We start from the raw sequence: 19,646 nt of genomic DNA, 5'->3' as shown, positions 1-19,646 counted from the left end.
CCGCCGATCCCGACCAGCTGTTGCGACGCGGTGTAGGTCCAGGACTGGTTGGCGCCGCCGTTGCAGTCATAGATGTCGGTCTGCGTCGCGTTGGCTGCCCTAGCTCCTCCCGAGCTGGTCGAGGCCGTCGCCGCCGCCGTCCGCGCCGGGTGCGCGGCCGTGATCCCGGTCCTTCCCGTGGTGGACACCATCAAGGAGGTCGGTTCCGCCGGTGCGGGGGCCCATGAGCCGCCGGGCGGGCTGTCCGAGGTGGTGCTCGGCACCGTCGACCGGGCGGTGCTGCGCAGCGTGCAGACGCCGCAGGGCTTCCGGCGCGACGTGCTCGCCGCGGCACACTCCGCCGGCCTGGACGCGCACACCGACGACGCCGGGATGGTGGAGAAGGCCGGCGTCCCGGTCACCTGCGTGCCCGGGTCCGATCTGGCGATGAAGATCACCCGTCCGCTGGACCTGGTGATCGCCGAGGCGCTGCTGCACGTAGCCTGACGCGGTGAGCCCTCTGAGTCAGCGCGTCGGCATCGGCACGGACGTGCACGCCTTCGATCCCGGCCGGGTGTGCTGGGTGGCCGGCCTCATGTGGCCCGGCGAGTCCGGGCTGTCCGGGCACTCCGACGCCGACGTGGCCGCGCACGCCGCCTGCGACGCGATGCTGAGCGCGGCCGGGCTCGGCGACCTCGGCAGCAACTTCGGCACCGACGAACCCGAGTGGGCCGGCGCCGCCGGTGTGACCCTGCTCGCCGAGACGGTCCGGCGGCTGCGGCTCGGCGGCTTCGCGGTCGGCAACGTCTCGATCCAGGTCATCGGCAACCGGCCCAAGATCGGCCTGCGCCGCGCCGAGGCGCAGCAGATTCTCTCCGAGGCGGTCGGCGCGCCCGTCACCGTGTCCGGCACGACCACCGACGGGCTCGGCCTCACCGGCCGCGGCGAGGGGCTCGCCGCCGTCGCCACCGCCCTCGTCTACGAGATCGCCGCCGACACGGCGCAGCCGGGATCCTGACGCTCCCCGCCCGGCGGGACCGCGATCTCCGCTCGCCGGGATCATGATCCGGGCCTGGTGCGGACCGTCATCCCGGCCTGGTGCGAACCGTCATCCCGGCCGGTGCGGACTGCCATCCCGGCCTGGTGCGGACTGTCATCTCCGCTCGCCGGGATCATGATCCCTGCTCGGTGCGGACCGCCATCCCGGCCCGGTGCGGACCGTCATCCCTGCTCGGCGGGGCCCCATCCATGCTCGGCGGGGCCGCGATTCCGGCCCGGCGCGGGACCGCGGCCCCCGTTCGGTGTGGGGCGCGGGCCGTCCGCTGGGGACCGCGAGCCGCCCGAACGGCGTCATCTCGCGCGGAAGACCTACGCTCGACGGGTGTCCAGTGAGCCGACGTCCCAGTCCGAGCCGGAGACCACCCCCGAGGAGTACCGGCAGCGGGCCCTCCTGATGGCCGATCTCGGCCGATACGACGAGGCGGTGGGCGAGATCGCGGCGGGCCTGGCGACCGCGCCGGACGATCCCGAGTTGCTGAGCACCCTGGCCCGGGTGCACGTGATCGCGGAGCAGCCGGCCGAGGCGCTGGTCGCCGCCGACCAGGCCGTCGCGTCCGCGCCGGGGACGATCGGCCCGCTGGTGGTGCGGGCCATGGCGCTCAGCGACGACCGGCGGTTCGGGGAGGCGGCCCAGGTGGCGGTCTCCATCCTGTCGACCTGGCCCGACGACCCCTACGCCCAGCGGACCGGCGCGGCGCTGCTCAGCGAGTCGCGCAACGGGCAGGACGCGCTCAACGCCGCCTGGAACGGGGTGCGGCTGACGCCGGCTGACGCCGAGGCGCACCTGGTGCTGGCCGTGGTCGCCGCCCGGCTGCGGCTCTTCGCGCTGGCCCAGCGCGCCTACAGCGAGGCACTCGACCTGGACGTTGCCGTCGGCGACGCCCAGCGCGACGTCGGCGTCGTCCGGCTCGAGCGGCGGCGTTGGGCGCTGGCCCTCGAGGACCTGGCCGAGGCGGCGCTGCCCGAGGCGGCGCTGCCCGTGCCGGAGCCGGCGGATCCGGCGGCGAAGGCCGCACCCGGCGTGAGCCGTCCGCGCGGCTCGGTGCTGGACCGTTCGGCGGTCACGTTCGAGGCGTTCCGCCAGGCCGTGCTGTTCGGCAGCAACGGCGTGCTGATCGCCGCGGTGCTGGCCGCCGTGATGACGGTGGCCAGCACCGGCGTCGCCCGGATGTGGGCCGGCGTGATCGGCGTGGTGCTGCTCATTGCCCTCGGCGGGTGGCTGGCCCGGGTCCTGCCGGAGCCGCTGGGCGCCGCGCTGCGCCGCGTCTCCGGCACGTCGCGCGCGCTGGCCGCCGCCTGTTACGCGACGGCCCTGGCGCCGCTGGGTCTGCTGGGGTTCGCGGTGATCGGCGGGGTGGTGCCGCTGATCGTCGCCATGCTCCTCGCCGCCTTCGCGGAGATCGTGGTGCTGACGCGGCGATAGCCGCCCGGGCTGCGCTCACCCCTTGACCCCGGTGAGGGTGACGCCCTGCACGAACGCCTTCTGTGCGAAGAAGAACACCACGACGATCGGGGCCATGGCCAGCACTGTCGCGGCGGTGACCAGGTTCCAGTCGACGTGATGGACACCGTGGAACGAGGCGAGGCCCAGCGACAGCGTCCACGAGTCCTCGTTCTCGCTGGTGTAGAGCAGCGGGCCGTAGTAGTCGTTCCAGGCGTAGAAGAACTGGAACAGGCCGGCGGCCGCGATGCCGGGGCGGGCCATCGGCAGCACGACCCGGAGCAGCGTGCCCCACTCGCCGCAGCCGTCGACCCGGGCCGCGTCCAGGTACTCCGACGGGATGGTGAGCATGAACTGCCGCATCAGGAAGATGCAGAACGCGTCGCCGAGGAGCATCGGCATGATCAGGGGGACGAGCGAGCCGGTGAGGCCGTACCGGGCCCACATCAGGTAGAGCGGGACGGTTACCACCTGCGGCGGCAGCATCATTACGCAGATGACGGTCAGGAACATGACGTTGCGGCCGCGGAACCTCAGCTTCGCCAGGGCGTACGCGGCGGGCACGCTGGACAGCAGCATCAGCGCCGTCGCGGACACCGCGTACACGAGGGTGTTGAGCAGGTATCGCGGCAGCGGGGTGACCTGGAAGACCCGGACGTAGTTCTCGAAGTGCCAGGTGTCGGGCCAGTAGTCGGCGGTCAGCGCCTGATCGCTGGTCATGACCGAGATCAGGAACAGGTAGCACACCGGGGTCAGGAACATGAGCGCCAGGGCGATCGCGATGCTGTGCCGGGCGATCCAGGCGAGCCGGTTCTGCCGCCGGTGGCGCCGTTGGGCGGCCGGCGCCACGAGGGGTCGTCCCTCGACCGGCGGCGTGGCCAGGGCGGTCATTGTTCCTCCCCGGAGAAGACCTTCGAGCGCAGCAGCAGGATGACCGTCACGGCGAGGGCGACGACGAACAGCGCGACCGCCATCGCGTTGGCGTAGCCGAGCGCGTTGTAACGGAACCCGACGGTGTACAGCCACAGCGGATAGGTGAACGTGGAGCCCTCGGGGAAGCCGAAGGACGACGAGATGCCGCCGCCGGTCGCGGCCTGCCCGCTGGCTATCGACCCGGCGACCGCGGCCTGGTCGAAGTACTGCAGCGTGTAGATGACCCCGGTGACCGCGGCGAACAGGATCACCGGGCGGATCGTCGGCAGGGTCACGTAGCGGAATCGGTGCCAGGAGTTCGCGCCGTCGAGCGCGGCCGCCTCGTACAGGCTGACCGGCACGCCGAGCATCGCGGCCAGCATGATGATCATCAGGTCTCCGATGCCCCAGAGGCCGAGCAGCACCAGGGACGGCTTCGCCCACTCGGGCGAGTTGAACCAGAGCGGGCCCTCGATCCCGATCCGCTCCAGGAGCGTGTTCACCGGGCCGGTGCCGGGCTTGAGCAGGTAGACGAACGCGATGGTGGCGGCCACCGGCGGCGCCAGCGCCGGCAGGTAGAAGATCGTCCGGAAGAGGCCCGCACCCCGCTTGAGGCCGGTCAGCAGCAGCGACAGGCCGATCGCGCCGATGATGCGGGCGGGCACGAACACCACGACCATCCACAGTGTGTTGCGGATCGACTGGAGCAGGAACGGGTCCTCGGCCATCCGCCGGTAGTTCGCGAGCCCGACCCACCGCGGCACGGTGAGCAGGTCGAACTTCGTGAACGAGAAGTAGACGGCGCAGACCAGCGGGTACAGGAAGAAGACCACGATGCCGAGCAGCGCCGGGGCGAGGAACGACCACGTCACGGCGCCGCGACGCAGCCGCACCCCGAGCGGCCGGGTGGCCACCGTCAGCCGCCCAGCGTCATCACGCTGTTGATCTGCTTGTCGGCGTCGGCGAGGCCGGCGCCCAGATCCGCGACCTTGCCCGCCTGCCAGTTCGTGGCGAACGTGCCGAACGTCTCCTGGTACGCGGGGCCGGACGCGGCCGGCGGTGAGGTCGACGAGTTCGGGCTGGCGAAGATGTCCATGAAGGTCCTGAACTCGGGCTCGACCCGCAGGCCCGGGTCGCTGATCGATCCGGTCGTGGTCGGCAGGTTCTTCAGCGTGTTGGCGAGCTTGACGATCGTCGCGTCGTTGGTCGTCAGGTACTTGATGAGCTCCCAGGCGGCCTCGGGGTTCGCGGCGTTCTTCGAGATGCCGACGATGTTGCCGGTGACGTAGCCGCCGCCGTACCTGGCCGGGTCGCTGGTCGGGATCGGCGCGACGCCGTAGTGCAGCTTCGGCGCCTGGTCCCGGACGAACGCCAGCCGGTACTCGGCGTCGATGTTGATCGCCACCCGGCCCTTCTGGAACGCGTTGTCCGCGCTGAACTCGTCGCCGAGGCCGGCCCGGAACTTCTGCAGGTTCTCGTAGCCGTACCAGTCGACCAGGTCCTTCTGCCAGGTCATCAGGGTCTTCCAGGCGGGGTCGGTGCCGACGGCCGACCTGCCGTCCGGGGTCAGCCACTGAGCGCCGACGGCCGGGGCCAGGTGCGCGGCCGCGTTCTCGTAGAAGTCGAAGAGGGGCAGGAAGCCGACGGTCCTGAGCGAGCCGTCGCCGTTGCGGACGGTCAGCTTCTTGGCGTCCGCGGTCAGCTCGTCGAGGGTCTTCGGCGGGCCGGCGATGCCCGCCGCGGCGAACAGGTCCTTGTTGTAGAACATGCCGTACGCGTCGGCGAGAAAGGGCATCGCGCAGCGCTTGCCGTCGAACTCGGTGTAGGAGCGCGTGGTGGCGTTGAGCCGGCCCAGGTCCACATTGTCCCGCTTGAGGTACGGCGCCAGGTCGACCCAGGCGCCGGAGGAGCAGAACTTGCCGACGATGTCGGTGGAGTACGAGAGCCCGACGTCCGGGCCGTTGCCGGCGCCGATCGCCTGGGTCATCTTCGAGTCGTCCTGGCCCCGCTTCACCGTCACCTTGATGTTCGGGTGGGTGTCGGTGAAGTCCTTGATCACCGCGTCGATGGCCGCGGCCTCGCGCTCGGTGAAGAAGTGCCACAGCTCGACGGTGCCGGACGCCTCCGTACCGGGGTCGGCGATCTTGGCCTCCCGGGGTGCGGGGGTGCAGCCGGCGGTCAGCAGGAGGGCGGCAGCGGCGGCGACGAGTGATTTTCGGGCAGGGGATATCCGCTTGTTCACTTCGAGGGGTCCTCTCAGGGGTGGTGCGGCGGGTTCAGGCCTGGTTGTCGCGGATCGCCGCGATCAGCGCCTCGCGGACGGCGGTGAGCCCGGCGTCCAGGGCGCCGAGCAGGACGGCGTCGTCGTCGATGGTGGTGACGGCGACCGTGCTCTCCAGCGGGGCGGCGCGGCGCAGCGCGCCGGTGACCGCGGTCAGCAGGATCTGGCCGCCGGCCTGGGCGACCGGGCCCGCGAGGACGACGAGCGACGGGTCGAGCACGGCGATCACGGCGGCGAGGCCGACCGCGATCCGGTCGGCCAGGTGGGTGAAGAACTCCCCGGCCGTCTCCGGGTCGCCCGCGGCGGCGAGGACGATCTCGAGGGGGGTGCGGCCGGCGATGCCGTGGTCGCGCCCGAGCGCGAGGATGGCCTCGCCCCCGATCAGGTCCTGCAGGTCGACCTTGCGGTGGGTCGAGTCCGGCGCGTAGAGCGGCATGTAGCCGATCTCGCCGGCGCCGCCGCGCGCCCCGCGCAGCAGGGTGCCACCGATGTCGATGGCCAGGCCGAGGCCCTCCTGGCTCAGCCAGAGCAGGGCGAAGCCGTCGGCGTCGCGGCCGACGCCCCGGCGGCGTTCGGCCACCGCGGCGAGGTTGACGTCGTTGTCGACGCCGACGTTGGTGCCGAGTGCGTCGGCGATCTCCGGGACCAGACCGGGCCGGCCGAAGCCGGGCACGTCGACGTGGTGGATCGTCTGGGCCCGGCCGTCGTAAGAGCCGGCAACGCCGATCTGCACGTGGCTGAGCCGCGTCGCCGACACGCCGGACCGCTCGCGCAGCTCGGCGACCACGTCGACCATGGCGGTCTTCGGGTCGGTGTGCAGGAAGTCGATCCGCGACTCGATCCGGGCCCGCTCGGCCCCGGTCAGGTCGCAGAGCGCGGCGACGACCGAGGGCGCGCCGCTCGCGCCGATGTCGCGCACGGAAACCGCGGCGGCGTACGCTGCGTCCGGATTGACCGCGTAGATCTCCGCGTTCGGTCCCGGCCGGCCGCTGTTGTATCCGACGACGCTGACCAGGTGTGCGTCGGTGAGCCGGCGCAGCACCTCGGAAATGGTCGGGGTGGACAGCGCGGTGAGCTTGCGCAGGTCGGCGCGGGTGAGCATGCCCGGCTCGAGCAGGTGGGCGAGCGCCGCGCTTTCGTTCATGGCGCGCAGCAGCTTGGACGATCCCGCCAGTCTCGGCACGGAGCCTCCTCCTGATTGGCAAGTTGTCTAACAATTAGCTGGAAACGTAGAACCGCTCCACTGTGCTGTCAATAGCTGGTTGCGCTCTGTTCACCCCTCGGGATGCAGGCGTGCCTCGGCGCCGGTCCGGCCGCAGGTCCATATCGGTGCCTAAGCCTCTTACGCGATCAATCGACGGCTATTGATAAATCACTTTAACTGACCTAGCGTGACCACTCATCGCCGCGACGACGGATCCCCCAACGTCCGTCATCGATGGCTTCACCCTGCGCGCCCACCGCCTCAACCCCCTCGAGGAGCGCCATGACCATCCCCGACCCACCGCGTCGCCGCCGAACGAGAGTGATCGCGTACGCCCTCGGCGGCGTGCTGATCCCCGCCGCGAGCGTCGCCTACGGGCTGCTACCGGCGAGCGCCGCGACCGCCGGCCCGATCCGCGGCCTCGCCGGCAAATGCGTCGACGTCGCCGCCGCGAGCAGCGCGAACGGCACCGCCGTCCAGTTGTACGACTGCAACGGCACCAACGCGCAGACCTGGACCGTCGGCAACGCCGACAACTCGATCAAGGCGCTCGGCAGGTGCCTGGACGTCACCGCGGCCGGCACCGCCAACGGCACCAAGATCCAGATTTACGACTGCAACGGCACGGCCGCGCAGAAGTGGACCGCGGCGACCAACGGCACGCTCGTCAACTCCGGCTCCGGCAAGTGCCTCGACGTCGCGAACAGCAACTCGGCCAACGGCAGCCGGTTGCAGATCTGGACCTGCGGAACGGCCGCGAACCAGAAGTGGACCCTTCCCGGCGGCACGACCACGCCGACGACCCCGCCGACCAGCGCCCCTCCGGGCAACGGCGTGAACCTGGACAACCCGGCGAAGAAGGACGTGGCGATGCAGATCGTCTCGGCCGCCGAGAACTCCTCGCTCGACTGGCGCGCCCAGTTCTCCTACATCGAGGACATCGGCGACGGGCGCGGCTACACCGCCGGCATCATCGGCTTCTGCTCCGGCACCGGCGACATGCTGGAACTGGTCGAGGCGTACACGGCGACGAAGCCGGGCAACGTGCTGGCCAGGTACCTGCCGGCGCTGCGCAACGTCAACGGCTCGGAGTCGCACGCCGGGCTCGACCCGACCTTCACCGGAGACTGGCGTACGGCCGCCGCCGACCCGGTGTTCCGGGCCGCGCAGGAGTCGGAGCGCGACCGGGTCTACTTCAACCCGTCGGTGCGCGACGGCAAGGCCGACGGCGTACGGGCGCTGGGCCAGTTCGCCTACTACGACGCCGCCGTCGTGCACGGCTACGAGGGCATGCGCTCGATCCGGGACCGGGCGCTGCGCAAGGCCCTCCCGCCGGCGCAGGGCGGCAACGAGACGACGTGGCTCAACGCGTTCCTGGACGAGCGCGTCGTCGAGATGAAGAAGGAGGAGGCCCACTCGGACGTGTCCCGCATCGACACCGCCCAGCGCGTCTTCCTGCGAAACGGCAACCTCGACCTGAACACCCCCCTCGACTTCGCGGTCTACGGCGACCCCTTCCACATCGGATAGCGCCACTTTTGGGGAATGAGGGCGGGGAGCCGGACACCATCCGACTCTCCCCGCCACCCGCTGTGGAGCATCCGAAAATTACCGATTGAGGTCAATCGCGACCAAAGTCGGAGTGCCCCCGACAACGACTTAAAGCGCACAATCCCAGCCGGGCCCGAGGCGGGGCCATCAACTAGGTTCAGATTCGTGTCAACGTTGGTGCCGCCGCTGTTCGCAGGACTCGTCGACGACGCGTCCCTGCTGCCACCCGGCGTCGTCGGGTTCCGCGAGGTCCTCGAGGCGCACGGCAAGCACCGAGGCGCCTGGTATGCCGGACTCGTCGGCTCGCTGCTGGTGCCCTCCTCGCTTGTCGATCTCGATCTTTCCCCGGGTGGCCTCGTCGTCGGCGTGGTGAACGACGCCGCGATCAGCGCCCTGCCCGCCGTGGTCGCCAAGCTGAGGGCCGCCGGCGCCGTCGTTGGCCGGGTCGAGGCGGCGGTCGCGCGCCGCGGCGAGGACCCGCAGCCCGGCCTGGGCGCGCTGCGCCTGCTCGCCGCCGAGGAGCCCGACCTCGACGTGTACGCGGAGATCCCGCTCAGCTGGGGCCTGCTCGCGGGGCTGGACACCCTGGCCGAACAGCGTGCCGAGGGATCGCGGATCGCGCCGAAGTTCCGGGTCGGCGGCCTCGCCGCCGAGCTGTTCCCGACCCCGGTCGAGCTCGCCGCGGTCATCTGCGCCTGCCGCGACCGCGGCCTGCCGTTCAAGCTCGCCGCCGGGCTGCGGCACGCGCTGCGGCACACCGATCCCGAGACCGGCTTCACCCACCACGGATTCCTGAACGTGCTGGTCGCGTCCGCCGCGGCCGCCGACGGGGCGGAGGTGGCGGAGGTGGCCGAGGCGCTGGGCGCGACGCATCCGATGCCGCTCATCGAGCCGGCGCGGAGCCGCCGCGACGAGCCGCGGCCGCTGTGGGAGGGGTTCGGCGCGCCCAACGTGCTGGAGCCGCTGACGGAGCTGATCCGCCTCGGCCTGATCAACGGCGGCTACGAGTAGAAGACCCCGCGGTAAGCGGAACCGTCTGTCGCTGACCGGCAACTGCCCGTACCTTGTATCCGGGAGGTGACGCAATGTCGACGGTCGAAGTGACGCGGTTGGTCGAGGCGCCGGTCGCCTCGGTGTGGCGGGTCTTCACCGACCTGCCCGGCCGGTGCGGCTGGCTGTCGACGGTGACCGCCGTCGAGGTGCTCACCTCCGGGCCCTTCCGCGCGGGCACGGCGTGGCGCGAGACCCGCACGATGAACGACGGCGGGCAGATCACCGAGGAGTTCCACGTCGAGGAGTGCATCATTCCGGAGCGCTTCTCCGTCGCCTCGCCGGGGATCGGCGCGGAATACCGGATGAGGTACACGTTCGTGCCGGTCATCGAGGGCCGGCACCGCGGCGGCACGATGGTCACGGTCGTGCAGGACGGCACCCCCACGGCCCCGGCCGGCCGGTTCCTCGCGCTGGTCTTCGGCGGGCTGGCCGCGCGTACGGTCGAGGGCGCGTTGCGGCGCGACCTGGACGACCTGGCCGCCGCGGCCTGACCTATCGTCGCTGAGGTGATCAGGAAGCTTCCGCGCGCCCTCGCCGCGCTCGTCGTGCTGCTCGCCGGGGGCGCCGCCGGCTGGCGGATGCTGGCGCCGGCCGAGGTCTCCGAGCCGGCCGCCGACCCGTACCCGGTTGCCGCGACGCTGCCGGCGGGTGTCACCGGCAAGACCACGATGGCGCCGCTGATCGTCGACGACCGGATCCGGGTCTACGCGGGCGATCGGCTGGTCAAGGCGGATGCCCCGGTCGAGGCCAGGACGATGTACACGCCGCGCTGGTCGTACCGGCGCTGGCCGGAGCGGCTGACCGGGGTGGTGGCCGCCGGCACGACGGTGGTCACCCGGTGGTCGGACGGGGACCTGGTGGCGCTCGACGGGCGTACCGGAAGGCCGGTCTGGCGCTCGGACGGGCCTTCCGCGGACGGCTTCGAGGGGCGGACCGGGTCGGCCGCGGTCTGGGCACCGCCGGGACTGCACACGGCCGGCACGAGCGTGCTGGTCACCGGCGGGCGGCGGCTGACCGCCCGGGCGATCACGGACGGCGCACAGCGCTGGTCGGTGGACCTGCCGCCGGGCTGCGCCGACGGCTTCGTCACGGCCGGCGGCCGGTACGTGTGCGGCGCCGGCGCCTGGGACGTGCTCTCCGGCGGCGCGGTGCGGGGCTGGCCCGCCGGCCCGTCGACCGGGGTCGGCTGCGACGTGGCCCGCTCGGGGTGCGCGGGCCTGCGCGACGCGTCCGGGCAGGGCTGGCTGACCGGCGGCCGGCAGCCGGAACGAGCGCCGGCGCTCGACGATCCCGCCGCGACCGCCGCGGGTGACCTGGTGCTGATCGCGTCCGGCGGCGCGGTGACCGCCTCGCGCGCGGGCCGCGAGCTGTGGCGCCGGCCCGGCCCGGCGCGGGTGCTCGGGGTGCGGGCCGGCAAGGCCGTGCTGCTCACCCCGGACGACCGGCTGGTCGTCCTCGACGCCGGGACCGGGGCGCAGCGTGCGACGTTCCCGCTCTTCGTGGCGAAGGAGCGGGTGGACGCGTGGAAGCCGAACGGGTGGCAGCTCACGGACGGCTTCGTGGCGATCGAGCGCCTGCTGCCGCAGGCGGGCGCCGACCCGGACGAGCCGAACCATTACTACACCATGGACCCGGTCGTCATCGCCGCGATCTAGACGCGAGCCGGTCTAGACCAGCCGGGTCAGCAGGGCGGTCCAGGCCTCCTCGGCCGCGCCCGCGATCGGGCCGTCGTTGCCGAGCAGCGCCGGCAGCACCGGTGGGGGTGCCGCCCGGCGGAAGGCCATCAGGCCCGCCTCGTACGCGGTGGCGATCTGCTCCGGCGCCGCGGTCAGCAGGTCGACGCCCAGGCCGCCGAGGGTTACCAGGTCGGCGTCCAGGCCGTTGACGAGCCCCGCGATGCCCCGGCCCAGGGCGGTCGCCACCCGCGCCGTCGCGGCCGCCGACGCCGGGTCCGGCGCGGTGATGATCCGGCGGGCGTAGGAGACCGGGTCGCGCGGCGGCTCGTGGCCCAGCAGGCGGGCCAGGGCCGAGCCGTCGACGGCGGTGCCCCAGCAGCCGTACGCGCCGCACGGGCAGCGGACCGCGGGGTCGCCGAACGGCATGTGGCCGAACTCCCCGGCGGCGCCGAGCGCGCCGACCAGCACCTTGCCGCCGTCCACCACCGCGCCGCCGAGGCCGGCCTCGATGCGCAGGTGCAGCGCCACCGCGGCGCCGACGGCCACGCCGCGGCGGGACTCGGCCGACGCGGCGAGGGTGGCGTCGTTGCCCGCGACGAAGGTCTCGGCCCGGGGCCAGGCGACCGCCAGGTCGACGTCGTGCCAGCCGAGCTGGTTCGCGTCCAGCATCAGGTCGCGGGAGACCGTGCCCGGCACCGCGATGCCGATGCCGCGGATCCGGTCGCCGTGCTCGTGGCGCAGCCGCTGCACCGCCGCGCCCAGCGCCGCCACCACCGCGTCGCCGCCGCGGCCGGCGAGCTCCTCGCCCGCCGTGGCCAGCACGCTGCCGCCGAGTTCGACCACGTCCACCCGCCAGGACTCGTGGGTGATCGAGGCGGCGGCGATCAGCGGCCCGCGCGGGTGCGGGATGAGCGCGGTCGTCGGGCGTCCCCGGGCGCCGCTCGGCGCCGTCGGCCCCTCGGCCAGGAGCTGGGCCTGACCGAGCCGGCCGACCAGCTCGGTGGCCGCGCCGGTGCCGACGCCGATCAGCCGGGCCGCGTCGGCCCGGGTGACACCCGGCCGGGCGTGCACCACCCGCAACAGTTCGGTTGCGCGCGTCGTCACAGCGTTACCCCCTGTTTTTTGCTCGCTCTAGGAGCATATTGTCGGTCCGTGAACCGCGGCGGACTCTTCGTGCTCGGCGCTTCCTGTTTTGTCTTTGTCACCACGGAGACCATCCCGGTCGGGTTGCTGCCGCAGATCGCCGCGGGCCTGTCGGTCAGCGAGGCATCGGTCGGTCTGCTGCTGACCAGCTACGCCGCCGTGGCGGCACTGACCACCATTCCGCTGACCGCGCTCACCATGCGGGTGCCGCGGCACCTGCTCATCGCCACGACCATGGCGATTCTTGCAATCTCCCAGCTCATCGCCGTTTTCGCGGCTACGTTCGCCATCCTCACCCTGTCGCGCCTGATCTGCGCGATGGCGCACGGCGTGTTCTGGTCCACGATCGCCCCGGTTGCGGCCCGGCTCGTGCCGTCCGGCCGCGCCGGACGGGCCACGGCGCTGGTCTTCCTCGGCAACTCGCTGGCGATCGTGCTGGGCGTTCCGCTCGGCACCGCGCTGGGCCAGCGGCTCGGCTGGGAGGTCGCGCTGGGCGTCCTCGCGGGCGCCGCCGCGATCTGCGTTGCGGCGGTGCTGGCGGTGCTGCCGAGGCTGCCGGCGCTGCCGGGGGACCTGGCCGTGCGCGCGGGCGCCCAGCTGAAGGCGTCGATCAGGATCGGCTACCGCCGGTCGGTCGCGGTGATCTGCCTCGTCACGGTGGCGCTGGTGACCGGCCACTTCGTGGCGTACACCTACATCGCGCCGATGGTGCGGCGCGACGGCGACGTGGAGGGTGCCGGGCTGAGCGCGCTGCTGCTCGGCTACGGCGCGGCGGGCCTGCTCGGCAACTGGATCGTCGGCCGGTTCGTCGACCGACGCCCCCGGACGCTGCTCGCGGCCCTGGCCGGCGTCATGGTGGTCTCGCTGGCGGTGCTGATCCCGGTGCTGGGCGCGGTGCCGACGGTGCTCGCGGTGCTCGCCTGGGGCGGCGCGGTCACGTCGATCCCGGTGATCCTGCAGGCGGCGATCCTGCGCGTCGCGCCCGATGCCCGCGACGCCGCCTCGGCGGTCTACGTGGTCGCGTTCCAGGTCGGCATCGGCGGCGGGGCGCTGCTCGGCGAGCGGCTCGTCCGGGCCGGCCTGCTGGGCTGGCTGCCGGCCGTGGCCGCGGTGCTCACCCTGGTGTCCGTCCTGGTGGTGCTGGCGTCCCGGCAGACCTTCCCGGCCCGCATGCCGGCACCCGAGGAGGTGCCGGTCCCGGCCTGAGCGGCGCGGGGATGCCCCGCGCCGCACCGGCTCCGGTCAGCGGGCCGCCTCGGCCGCGGCCAGGAAGGCGTCGTTCTCCTCCGGCTTGCCGATCGTGACGCGGACGCCGTCGCCCGCGAACGGGCGGACGATGACACCCCGCTTCTCGCAGGCCGCGCCGAACCCCACCGCGTCGTCGCCCAGCGGGAGCCAGACGAAGTTCGCCTGGCTGGACGGTACGTCCGGGAGGAGCTTGCGGAGCGCCTCCGTGACCCGGTCGCGTTCCGCGATGACCAGCGCGCAGCGGCGGGTCACCTCGGCCTCCGCGTCCAGCGCCGCGAGCGCCGCCGCCTGGGCGACCAGGCTGGTCGAGAACGGGGTCAGCACCTTGCGGATCGCCGCCGCGACCTCGGGCTGGGCCACCAGGAAGCCGACCCGCAGCCCGGCCAGGCCCCAGGCCTTCGACATGGTGCGCAGGACGACGACGTTCGCGCGGTCGCCGTATGTCTCCAGGGCGTCCGGGACCTGCTCGTCCGTGACGAACTCCCGGTAGGCCTCGTCGAGGACGACCAGCACGTCCGACGGGACCCGGGACAGGAAGCGGTCCAGCTCCTGCTTGCGGATGCTGGTGCCGGTCGGGTTGTTCGGGTTGCAGACGATCACCAGGCGGGTGCGGTCGGTGATGGCGTCCGCCATCGCCTGCAGGTCGTGGCCGTGCTCCGGGGTGTTCGGGACGCGGATGCTCGTCGCGCCCGCGCCCGCCGCGATGATCGGGTACGCCTCGAACGAGCGCCACGAGTAGACGATCTCGTCGCCCGGCAGGCAGGTCGCCTTGACCAGGTGCTCGGCCAGCGCGACCGAGCCACAGCCGGTGACGATGCGATCGGGGTCCACTCCGTAGCGTTCCGCCAGGCGAGCACGGAGCGCGATCACGCCCATGTCCGGGTAGCGGTGCGACTCGGTGACCGCCTTCGCCACCGCCTCGGCCACGCCCGGCAGCGGGCCGAACGGCACCTCGTTGCTGGCCAGCTTGATCGCCTCGGCGATGCCCAGTTCGCGGGCCAGGTCGGCGACGCTGCGGCCCGGCACGTACGCGGGCAGCGCCTCCAGGTCGGCTCGGGTCAGCCTGCTCATCTTTGTCCTCCGGTCGAGTCGTCGGCGTGGTCGGGCGTCGCCGCGGCCTGCTTCGCCGCCCGGCCGGACGGCACCGCCACGACCACCGTCGCGGCCGATTTGTCATGCAGTCCCTGGTGCAGCTTCGGGTCGAAGAGGACCCAGCCGGAGACGATCATCTGGGCCGCGAAGCCCAGGCCGTAGCAGGTCCAGAGCGGCGTCCACATGCCGAGCCGGGCCCAGCGCCGGAACGCCCGGGCGAAGCCGAGCTGGTCGGTGTTCTCCAGCCGCACGACCTTGACCTGCAGCAGGCGCTTGCCGAGGGTCTGCCCGCTGTTCGCCAGGGCCGGCACCTCGTACGCGAACCAGAGCGCCGTCGCGACGAAGAGCATCGTGAGGATCAGGTAGCTGGAGCGCTGCGAGAGCGGCTCGGGGGTGGAGGTGAACGGCTCGGACATCGCGGAGCGGAACACCGGCTCGACCTCGAGCCACCACTGGTACGCCAGCCAGCCGTTGACCAGGACGTTCAGGAACAGCACGGCGGCGATGTCGACGAGCCGGGCGACCAGGCGGCGGCCGAGACCCGCCAGTTGCTGGCCGTGCGGGCGGGCCTGCACCGGGTAGGCGTAGGCGTGCGGCGCCCAGCCGGCCGGCGGCTGCCACCCGGGCGGCGGCTGCCAGCCCGGTGGCGGCGGGGCAACCCAGCCCGCGGGCGGCGGAGTCCATCCGGGCGGTGGAGTCCATCCGGGCGGCGGCTGCTGATAGCCCGGCGGGGCCTGATCGGCGGGCGGCGGCTGATAGCCCGGCGGTGGCTGCCAACCCGGCGGCGCCTGCCATCCGGGTGGTGGCTGATAGCCCTGTGGCGGCTGATAGCCCGGCGGCGGCTGCCAGCCCGGCGGCGGGTCGCTCGCGACGGGCGTGCCCCAACCCGGCTGTGCAGCGGGAGGCGCGGCGGGCGTGGCGGGCGGGGAGGACGTGGAGGACGCCGCGGTGAGCGGTGCGGCGGGCTCCTCCTCCTCGGCGGGCGGCGGGCCGTCGGGCGGGGTCGCGTCGGCCGGGATGGCCTTGCCGAGCCAGCCGTCGCCGTCCCACCAGCGCTGGGTGGTCGGGTCGGCCGGGTCCTTGTACCAACCGGCGGGCAGCGAAGTCATGGCGCAACCTTTACCACGACGGTCTTGGCGGCCTTGTCGTGCAGGGTCTGCTGGTAGGGCTTGTCCCAGAGCTGCCACAGGCCGTCGACGTAGCTGAAGAACGGCACGATCACCCCGCCGATGAACTCGACGGCGTATCGCTTCGCGGCCATGCCGCGGGTCAGGGTCTCGCGGGGGTCGATCGGGATCACCTGGATCTTCATCAGCCGCTTGCCGACGGTCTGGCCGCTGCGGAACATCATCTCGACGTAGTAGACGTAATACCCCGCGAGCAGCAGCACGACCAACCCGAGCTCGAGCAGCAGGAGCGGCAGCAGGAACCCGACGAAATCGAAGTGCACCGTAGCGCCGGGCTCGTAGGCCTGCCCTGGTTCCGGGAAGTCCGGCATCAGGTTCACCGTGACGAGGAGGATCGCCGGCACGAAGACGATCATCGCGATGACGGTCAGGATGGCTCCGTCGATGAGGTGGGCCAGCAGCCGGGTGCCGAAGTCGGCAAGCGGCCGCCCGTCCGGTGCCAGCGGCACGCGCCACCCGTAGTGCTGCGGCGGCCCGTAATACCCGTACGGGGGCGGCGGGCCGCCCGGCCAGGGGCCGGGTGGGAACGGATTGCCCGGCTGGGGGCCGGGCGGCGGACCACCAAAGGGCGGGCCGCCGGCCTGAGGCGGCACCGGGGCGCGGGCCGGCCCACCGGCAGGCGGGTGGCCCACGGCCCGCACCGAGTCGTCGTTCGCTTGCGTCACGGAGACAGTGTTACAGGTTTCCGCGCAGCTCTTGCTCCCGCTCGATGGCCTCGAACAGGGCCTTGAAGTTGCCCTTGCCGAATCCGAGCGAGCCGTGCCGCTCGATCAGCTCGAAGAAGACCGTCGGGCGGTCCTGCACCGGCCGGGTGAAGATCTGCAGCAGGTAGCCGTCCTCGTCGCGGTCGACCAGGATCGAGCGCTTCTTCAGCTCCTCGATCGGCACGCGGACCTCGCCGATCCGGGCCCGGAGCTCGGGGTCGTCGTAGTACGAGTCCGGGGTGTCGAGGAACTCGAGGCCGGCCGCGCGCATGGCGTCGACGCTGCCCAGGATGTCGTTGGTCGCCACCGCGATGTGCTGGGCGCCCGGGCCGCCGTAGAACTCGAGGTACTCGTCGATCTGCGACTTGCGCTTCGAGACGGCGGGCTCGTTGAGCGGAAACTTGACCTTGCGGGTGCCGTCGGCGACGACCTTGGACATCAACGCCGAGTAGTCGGTGGCGATGTCGTCGCCGATGAACTCGGCCATGTTGGTGAAGCCCATGACGCGGCCGTAGAACGCGACCCACTCGTCCATCTTGCCGAGTTCGACGTTGCCGACGACGTGGTCGACGGCCTGGAAGAAGCGCTTGGGCTGCAGGCCGGCGTCGATCGCGGGCCGGCGGTCGACGATCGGGTCGCGGGCCACGAAGCCGGGCAGGAACGGGCCGTCGTACTTCGACCGGTCGACAAGCGTGTGGACGGTGTCGCCGTAGGCGGCGATGGAGGCCAGCCGGACGACGCCGTGCTCGTCGCAGAGGTCGTGCGGCTCGACGAGGCCGCGGGCACCCGCGGAGACCGCGTGGGCGTAGGCCCGGTCCACGTCCGGGACCGCCAGGGCGATGTCGCGTACGCCGTCGCTGTGCCGGGCGACGTGCTCGGCACCCGGGGCGCCGGCGTGCACCGCGCCGGTGACGACGAACCGCGCCGACCCGCTGACCAGCACGTATTCGGCCTGATCGCGGAAGCCCTGCTCCGGCCCGCGGTACGCGACGCAGGTCATCCCGAAGGCGGTCGAGTAGTAGTGGGCGGCCTGCTTCGCGTTGCCGACCAGGAACTGGAGGTGGTCGACTCCCTTGACGGGGAAGACGTCGACGGTCTCTGTGGCGGTTTCCATCACCTGGGTCATGCCCAGAGGCTTGCTCGTCGCCGTCCTGTGGGCAATAGTCGAAACTTTTGCTGATCAGTATGCGCAATCGGTAGAGTACACAGGCACCATGGCTGTACAGGATGTTCATCTCGACGCCCTCGATGGCAGGCTGCTCGCGCTGCTCGACGAGGAGCCGCGCATCGGCGTGCTCGAGTTGTCGCGCCGGCTCGCGGTCGCCCGCGGCACCGCGCAGGCCCGCCTCGACAAGCTGACCGCGCGCGGCGCGATCCGCGGCTTCGGCCCGGAGGTCTCCCCGGCCGCGATCGGCTACGGCGTGATGAGCTTCGTGACCCTGGAGATCAGTCAGCGTTACGGCCACACCGCCGTCACCACCCACCTGGCCGACATCCCGGAGGTCCTGGAGGCGCACACGATCACCGGCAGCGGCGACCTGATGTGCCGGATCGTCGCGCGCTCCAACGCCGACCTGCAGCGGGTGATCGACACCATCCTGGCGTATGAGGGGATCCTGCGGGCGTCGACGATCATCGCGCTGGCCGAGCAGATCCCCTACCGCACGATGCCGCTGGTCAAGGCGGCAAGCGGGGCATAACTCCGCGACACGGGCGTTTCGGGCTCGTCGTCGAGTCATGTCGATCTCGTTACCGTGTCCGCGTGGCTTCCGGCGGGTCGGCGAAGGGCTACGCGCTGGTCGGCGTCGTGGTCGTCATCGTCCTGGCCACCACCGGGGTGTGGAATCCGTTCCCGAAGATCTGGTCCTGGATCAACCAGAGTGATCCGATCGCCGAGGGCGTCGCCACCTGGCAGACCACCATCGGCGGATCGCCGCGGAGCATCACGATCAGCGGCGGCGCGATCGTCGTCGAATACCGGACCTCCGTCGAGGCGTACGGGATCACCGCCGGGGTGAGTCTCTGGAAGTCGGACGCCGACTGGGCCGGGGTCGCGGGCACCGACGGCGACGCGGTCGTGGTCGTCGGGCGGCTGCTGACCAAGGGCTACGAGGTCCTCGACCCGGCCACCGGCACGGTCCGGCGCCGGGACACCGAGGCCACGGCCGTCTGGACCTACGCCGACGCGGTCCTCGACCTGCGCTGCTCCGGGGCGGCCGAATGCGAGCTCAGCGCCTGGGAGCCGCGCGGCGTCCGGCCGATGTGGACGATCGCCGTGCCGGGCATCGGCTTCGTGTTCAACGCCTCGAACCCCGACCTGCCCGACACCCGGCCGCTCACCTCGTCGCAGTTCACCGCCGGCACGGCCGGGCCGAGGCCGCTGCCCGGCCTCATCGGGCTGCCCGGCGACGGCAAGGTGCAGGTGATCGACACCGCGCAGGGCCGGGTCGTGCAGACCCGCACGCCCGGCCGGGACCAGCGCGTCACCGTGGTCGGCAGCCGCATCCTCACGGTCACCGGCGAGGCGCGCGACGGCACCTGCTACTACAGCGTCATCGCGCACGACCCGCCCAACGGCCAGGCGGTGTGGCAGCGCGACGGGCTCAACCTGCGCACCGCCGACAACGGCTCGGCCTGCAAGCAGGACCGGGACCCGGCGGGCGGCTACAGCGTCGTGCTCGGCGTCGACCCGGTCGGCCGGCAGGAGCTGATCGCCGCGCACGACGGGCGGGTGCTCTGGCACGGCGACAAGGGGCAGAACGTGCTCGCCGTCGACGACTCGTACGCGCTCATCCGCAGCGCGGACTCCGCGACGCTGGCGGCCCGCTCGTTCGGCCGCGGCCGGGTCGGTTGGAAGCGGCCGATCGGCGCCGGGGCGCAGGCGGCGCTGACCCCGTACGCGGCGGTCGTGGCCGAGACGAAGCCGCCGCGGGTGATCGCGATGAGCCCGCGTACCGGTGCCGTGCTGACCGAGGCGCGTACCGATGCGAAGGTCTTCGCGGTCGGTGCCGCCGGCATGATTCTGGTCTCCGGGCGGGACATGGCCTACCTGGCGTTCAGGGGCTCGCCCGCGGGTTGATCGAACGGGTTTGCCGTGCCTGACCCGGTGGGTTCGC

The 19,646-nt window shown here is 72.4% G+C and carries 18 protein-coding genes and 1 pseudogene; 10 read left to right on the top strand and 9 right to left on the bottom strand.

The window, feature by feature from the left end; translation table 11 throughout:
* The 3 genes and pseudogenes from AB0F10_RS01335 to AB0F10_RS01325 all read left to right on the top strand — a co-directional run.
* A pseudogene (locus AB0F10_RS01335) lies at positions 1-486 on the top strand (2-C-methyl-D-erythritol 4-phosphate cytidylyltransferase); the annotation flags it as partial.
* 13 nt (positions 487-499) lie between these two features.
* Complete coding sequence (gene ispF / locus AB0F10_RS01330) at positions 500-997, top strand: 2-C-methyl-D-erythritol 2,4-cyclodiphosphate synthase (protein ID WP_360619725.1); 498 nt, start codon at positions 500-502, stop codon at positions 995-997.
* Between the two features lie 363 nt (positions 998-1,360).
* Positions 1,361-2,461, top strand: a complete 1,101-nt coding sequence (locus AB0F10_RS01325; RefSeq protein WP_360619714.1) for a tetratricopeptide repeat protein — start codon at positions 1,361-1,363, stop codon at positions 2,459-2,461.
* Between the two features lie 15 nt (positions 2,462-2,476).
* Here AB0F10_RS01325 and AB0F10_RS01320 read toward each other — a convergent pair whose 3' ends face one another.
* From AB0F10_RS01320 to AB0F10_RS01305, 4 genes are read right to left on the bottom strand one after another with little or no spacing between them, the layout of a single operon-like run.
* A complete protein-coding gene (locus AB0F10_RS01320; RefSeq protein ID WP_360619713.1) occupies positions 2,477-3,370 on the bottom strand; it encodes a carbohydrate ABC transporter permease in 894 nt (297 codons plus the stop codon).
* Positions 3,367-4,305, bottom strand: a complete 939-nt coding sequence (locus tag AB0F10_RS01315) for a sugar ABC transporter permease (RefSeq protein WP_360619711.1) — start codon at positions 4,303-4,305, stop codon at positions 3,367-3,369. The genes AB0F10_RS01320 and AB0F10_RS01315 overlap by 4 nt, the downstream gene beginning before the upstream one ends.
* Positions 4,306-4,307: 2 nt before the next feature.
* Positions 4,308-5,633, bottom strand: a complete 1,326-nt coding sequence (locus AB0F10_RS01310; RefSeq protein ID WP_360619710.1) for an ABC transporter substrate-binding protein — start codon at positions 5,631-5,633, stop codon at positions 4,308-4,310.
* A gap of 34 nt (positions 5,634-5,667) precedes the next feature.
* On the bottom strand, positions 5,668-6,855 hold the full coding sequence (locus AB0F10_RS01305; RefSeq protein WP_360619708.1) for an ROK family protein: 1,188 nt from the start codon (positions 6,853-6,855) through the stop codon (positions 5,668-5,670).
* A 303-nt stretch (positions 6,856-7,158) separates the two neighbouring features.
* Between AB0F10_RS01305 and AB0F10_RS01300 the strand changes: the two genes are divergently transcribed.
* The 4 genes from AB0F10_RS01300 (at position 7,159) to AB0F10_RS01285 (ending at position 11,135) form a co-directional block, all read left to right on the top strand.
* Positions 7,159-8,406, top strand: a complete 1,248-nt coding sequence (locus tag AB0F10_RS01300) for a chitosanase (RefSeq protein ID WP_360619706.1) — start codon at positions 7,159-7,161, stop codon at positions 8,404-8,406.
* A gap of 186 nt (positions 8,407-8,592) precedes the next feature.
* Positions 8,593-9,438, top strand: coding sequence for a hypothetical protein (locus AB0F10_RS01295; protein ID WP_360619705.1), 846 nt, complete (start codon positions 8,593-8,595; stop codon positions 9,436-9,438).
* Between the two features lie 74 nt (positions 9,439-9,512).
* Complete coding sequence (locus AB0F10_RS01290) at positions 9,513-9,971, top strand: SRPBCC family protein (protein ID WP_360619704.1); 459 nt, start codon at positions 9,513-9,515, stop codon at positions 9,969-9,971.
* Between the two features lie 15 nt (positions 9,972-9,986).
* On the top strand, positions 9,987-11,135 hold the full coding sequence (locus AB0F10_RS01285; RefSeq protein ID WP_360619703.1) for a PQQ-binding-like beta-propeller repeat protein: 1,149 nt from the start codon (positions 9,987-9,989) through the stop codon (positions 11,133-11,135).
* Between the two features lie 12 nt (positions 11,136-11,147).
* On the opposite strand, the gene AB0F10_RS01280 is transcribed toward AB0F10_RS01285, so the two are convergent.
* Positions 11,148-12,260 (bottom strand): ROK family protein, encoded by a 1,113-nt coding sequence (locus tag AB0F10_RS01280; RefSeq protein ID WP_360619702.1) that lies wholly within the window; start codon positions 12,258-12,260, stop codon positions 11,148-11,150.
* Positions 12,261-12,308: 48 nt separating this feature from the next.
* Between AB0F10_RS01280 and AB0F10_RS01275 the strand changes: the two genes are divergently transcribed.
* Positions 12,309-13,505, top strand: a complete 1,197-nt coding sequence (locus AB0F10_RS01275; protein WP_360619700.1) for an MFS transporter — start codon at positions 12,309-12,311, stop codon at positions 13,503-13,505.
* A gap of 36 nt (positions 13,506-13,541) precedes the next feature.
* On the opposite strand, the gene hisC is transcribed toward AB0F10_RS01275, so the two are convergent.
* From hisC to hppD, 4 genes are read right to left on the bottom strand one after another with little or no spacing between them, the layout of a single operon-like run.
* Positions 13,542-14,618, bottom strand: coding sequence for a histidinol-phosphate transaminase (hisC, locus tag AB0F10_RS01270; RefSeq protein WP_360619698.1), 1,077 nt, complete (start codon positions 14,616-14,618; stop codon positions 13,542-13,544).
* The gene (locus AB0F10_RS01265) at positions 14,615-15,748 is read right to left on the bottom strand and encodes an RDD family protein (RefSeq protein WP_360619696.1); all 1,134 of its coding nucleotides are present in this window, start codon (positions 15,746-15,748) and stop codon (positions 14,615-14,617) included. Before AB0F10_RS01265 ends, hisC begins: the two co-directional genes overlap by 4 nt.
* Positions 15,745-16,491, bottom strand: coding sequence for an RDD family protein (locus AB0F10_RS01260; RefSeq protein WP_360619695.1), 747 nt, complete (start codon positions 16,489-16,491; stop codon positions 15,745-15,747). Before AB0F10_RS01260 ends, AB0F10_RS01265 begins: the two co-directional genes overlap by 4 nt.
* A gap of 10 nt (positions 16,492-16,501) precedes the next feature.
* Positions 16,502-17,656 (bottom strand): 4-hydroxyphenylpyruvate dioxygenase, encoded by a 1,155-nt coding sequence (hppD, locus tag AB0F10_RS01255; RefSeq protein ID WP_360619694.1) that lies wholly within the window; start codon positions 17,654-17,656, stop codon positions 16,502-16,504.
* Between the two features lie 88 nt (positions 17,657-17,744).
* Here hppD and AB0F10_RS01250 point away from each other — a divergent pair, with 88 nt between their 5' ends.
* Positions 17,745-18,230, top strand: a complete 486-nt coding sequence (locus tag AB0F10_RS01250) for an Lrp/AsnC family transcriptional regulator (protein WP_360619693.1) — start codon at positions 17,745-17,747, stop codon at positions 18,228-18,230.
* Positions 18,231-18,292: 62 nt separating this feature from the next.
* Complete coding sequence (locus AB0F10_RS01245) at positions 18,293-19,609, top strand: hypothetical protein (RefSeq protein WP_360619691.1); 1,317 nt, start codon at positions 18,293-18,295, stop codon at positions 19,607-19,609.
* Positions 19,610-19,646: the final 37 nt, after the last annotated feature.

The organism is Actinoplanes sp. NPDC026623, from assembly GCF_040638275.1.
GTDB lineage: Bacteria > Actinomycetota > Actinomycetes > Mycobacteriales > Micromonosporaceae > Actinoplanes.
The sequence above is the reverse complement of the archived record's forward strand: the minus strand, read 5'-3'. Positions and strand labels throughout refer to the sequence as shown.

Bases quoted from the DNA above. Each gene is read 5' to 3' on its own strand.
- AB0F10_RS01320 (WP_360619713.1), bottom strand. From the start codon at position 3,370: ATGACCGCCCTGGCCACGCCGCCGGTCGAGGGACGACCCCTCGTGGCG.
- AB0F10_RS01300 (WP_360619706.1), top strand. From the start codon at position 7,159: ATGACCATCCCCGACCCACCGCGTCGCCGCCGAACGAGAGTGATCGCG.
- AB0F10_RS01290 (WP_360619704.1), top strand. From the start codon at position 9,513: ATGTCGACGGTCGAAGTGACGCGGTTGGTCGAGGCGCCGGTCGCCTCG.
- hisC (WP_360619698.1), bottom strand. From the start codon at position 14,618: ATGAGCAGGCTGACCCGAGCCGACCTGGAGGCGCTGCCCGCGTACGTG.
- AB0F10_RS01265 (WP_360619696.1), bottom strand. From the start codon at position 15,748: ATGACTTCGCTGCCCGCCGGTTGGTACAAGGACCCGGCCGACCCGACC.
- hppD (WP_360619694.1), bottom strand. From the start codon at position 17,656: ATGACCCAGGTGATGGAAACCGCCACAGAGACCGTCGACGTCTTCCCC.
- AB0F10_RS01250 (WP_360619693.1), top strand. From the start codon at position 17,745: ATGGCTGTACAGGATGTTCATCTCGACGCCCTCGATGGCAGGCTGCTC.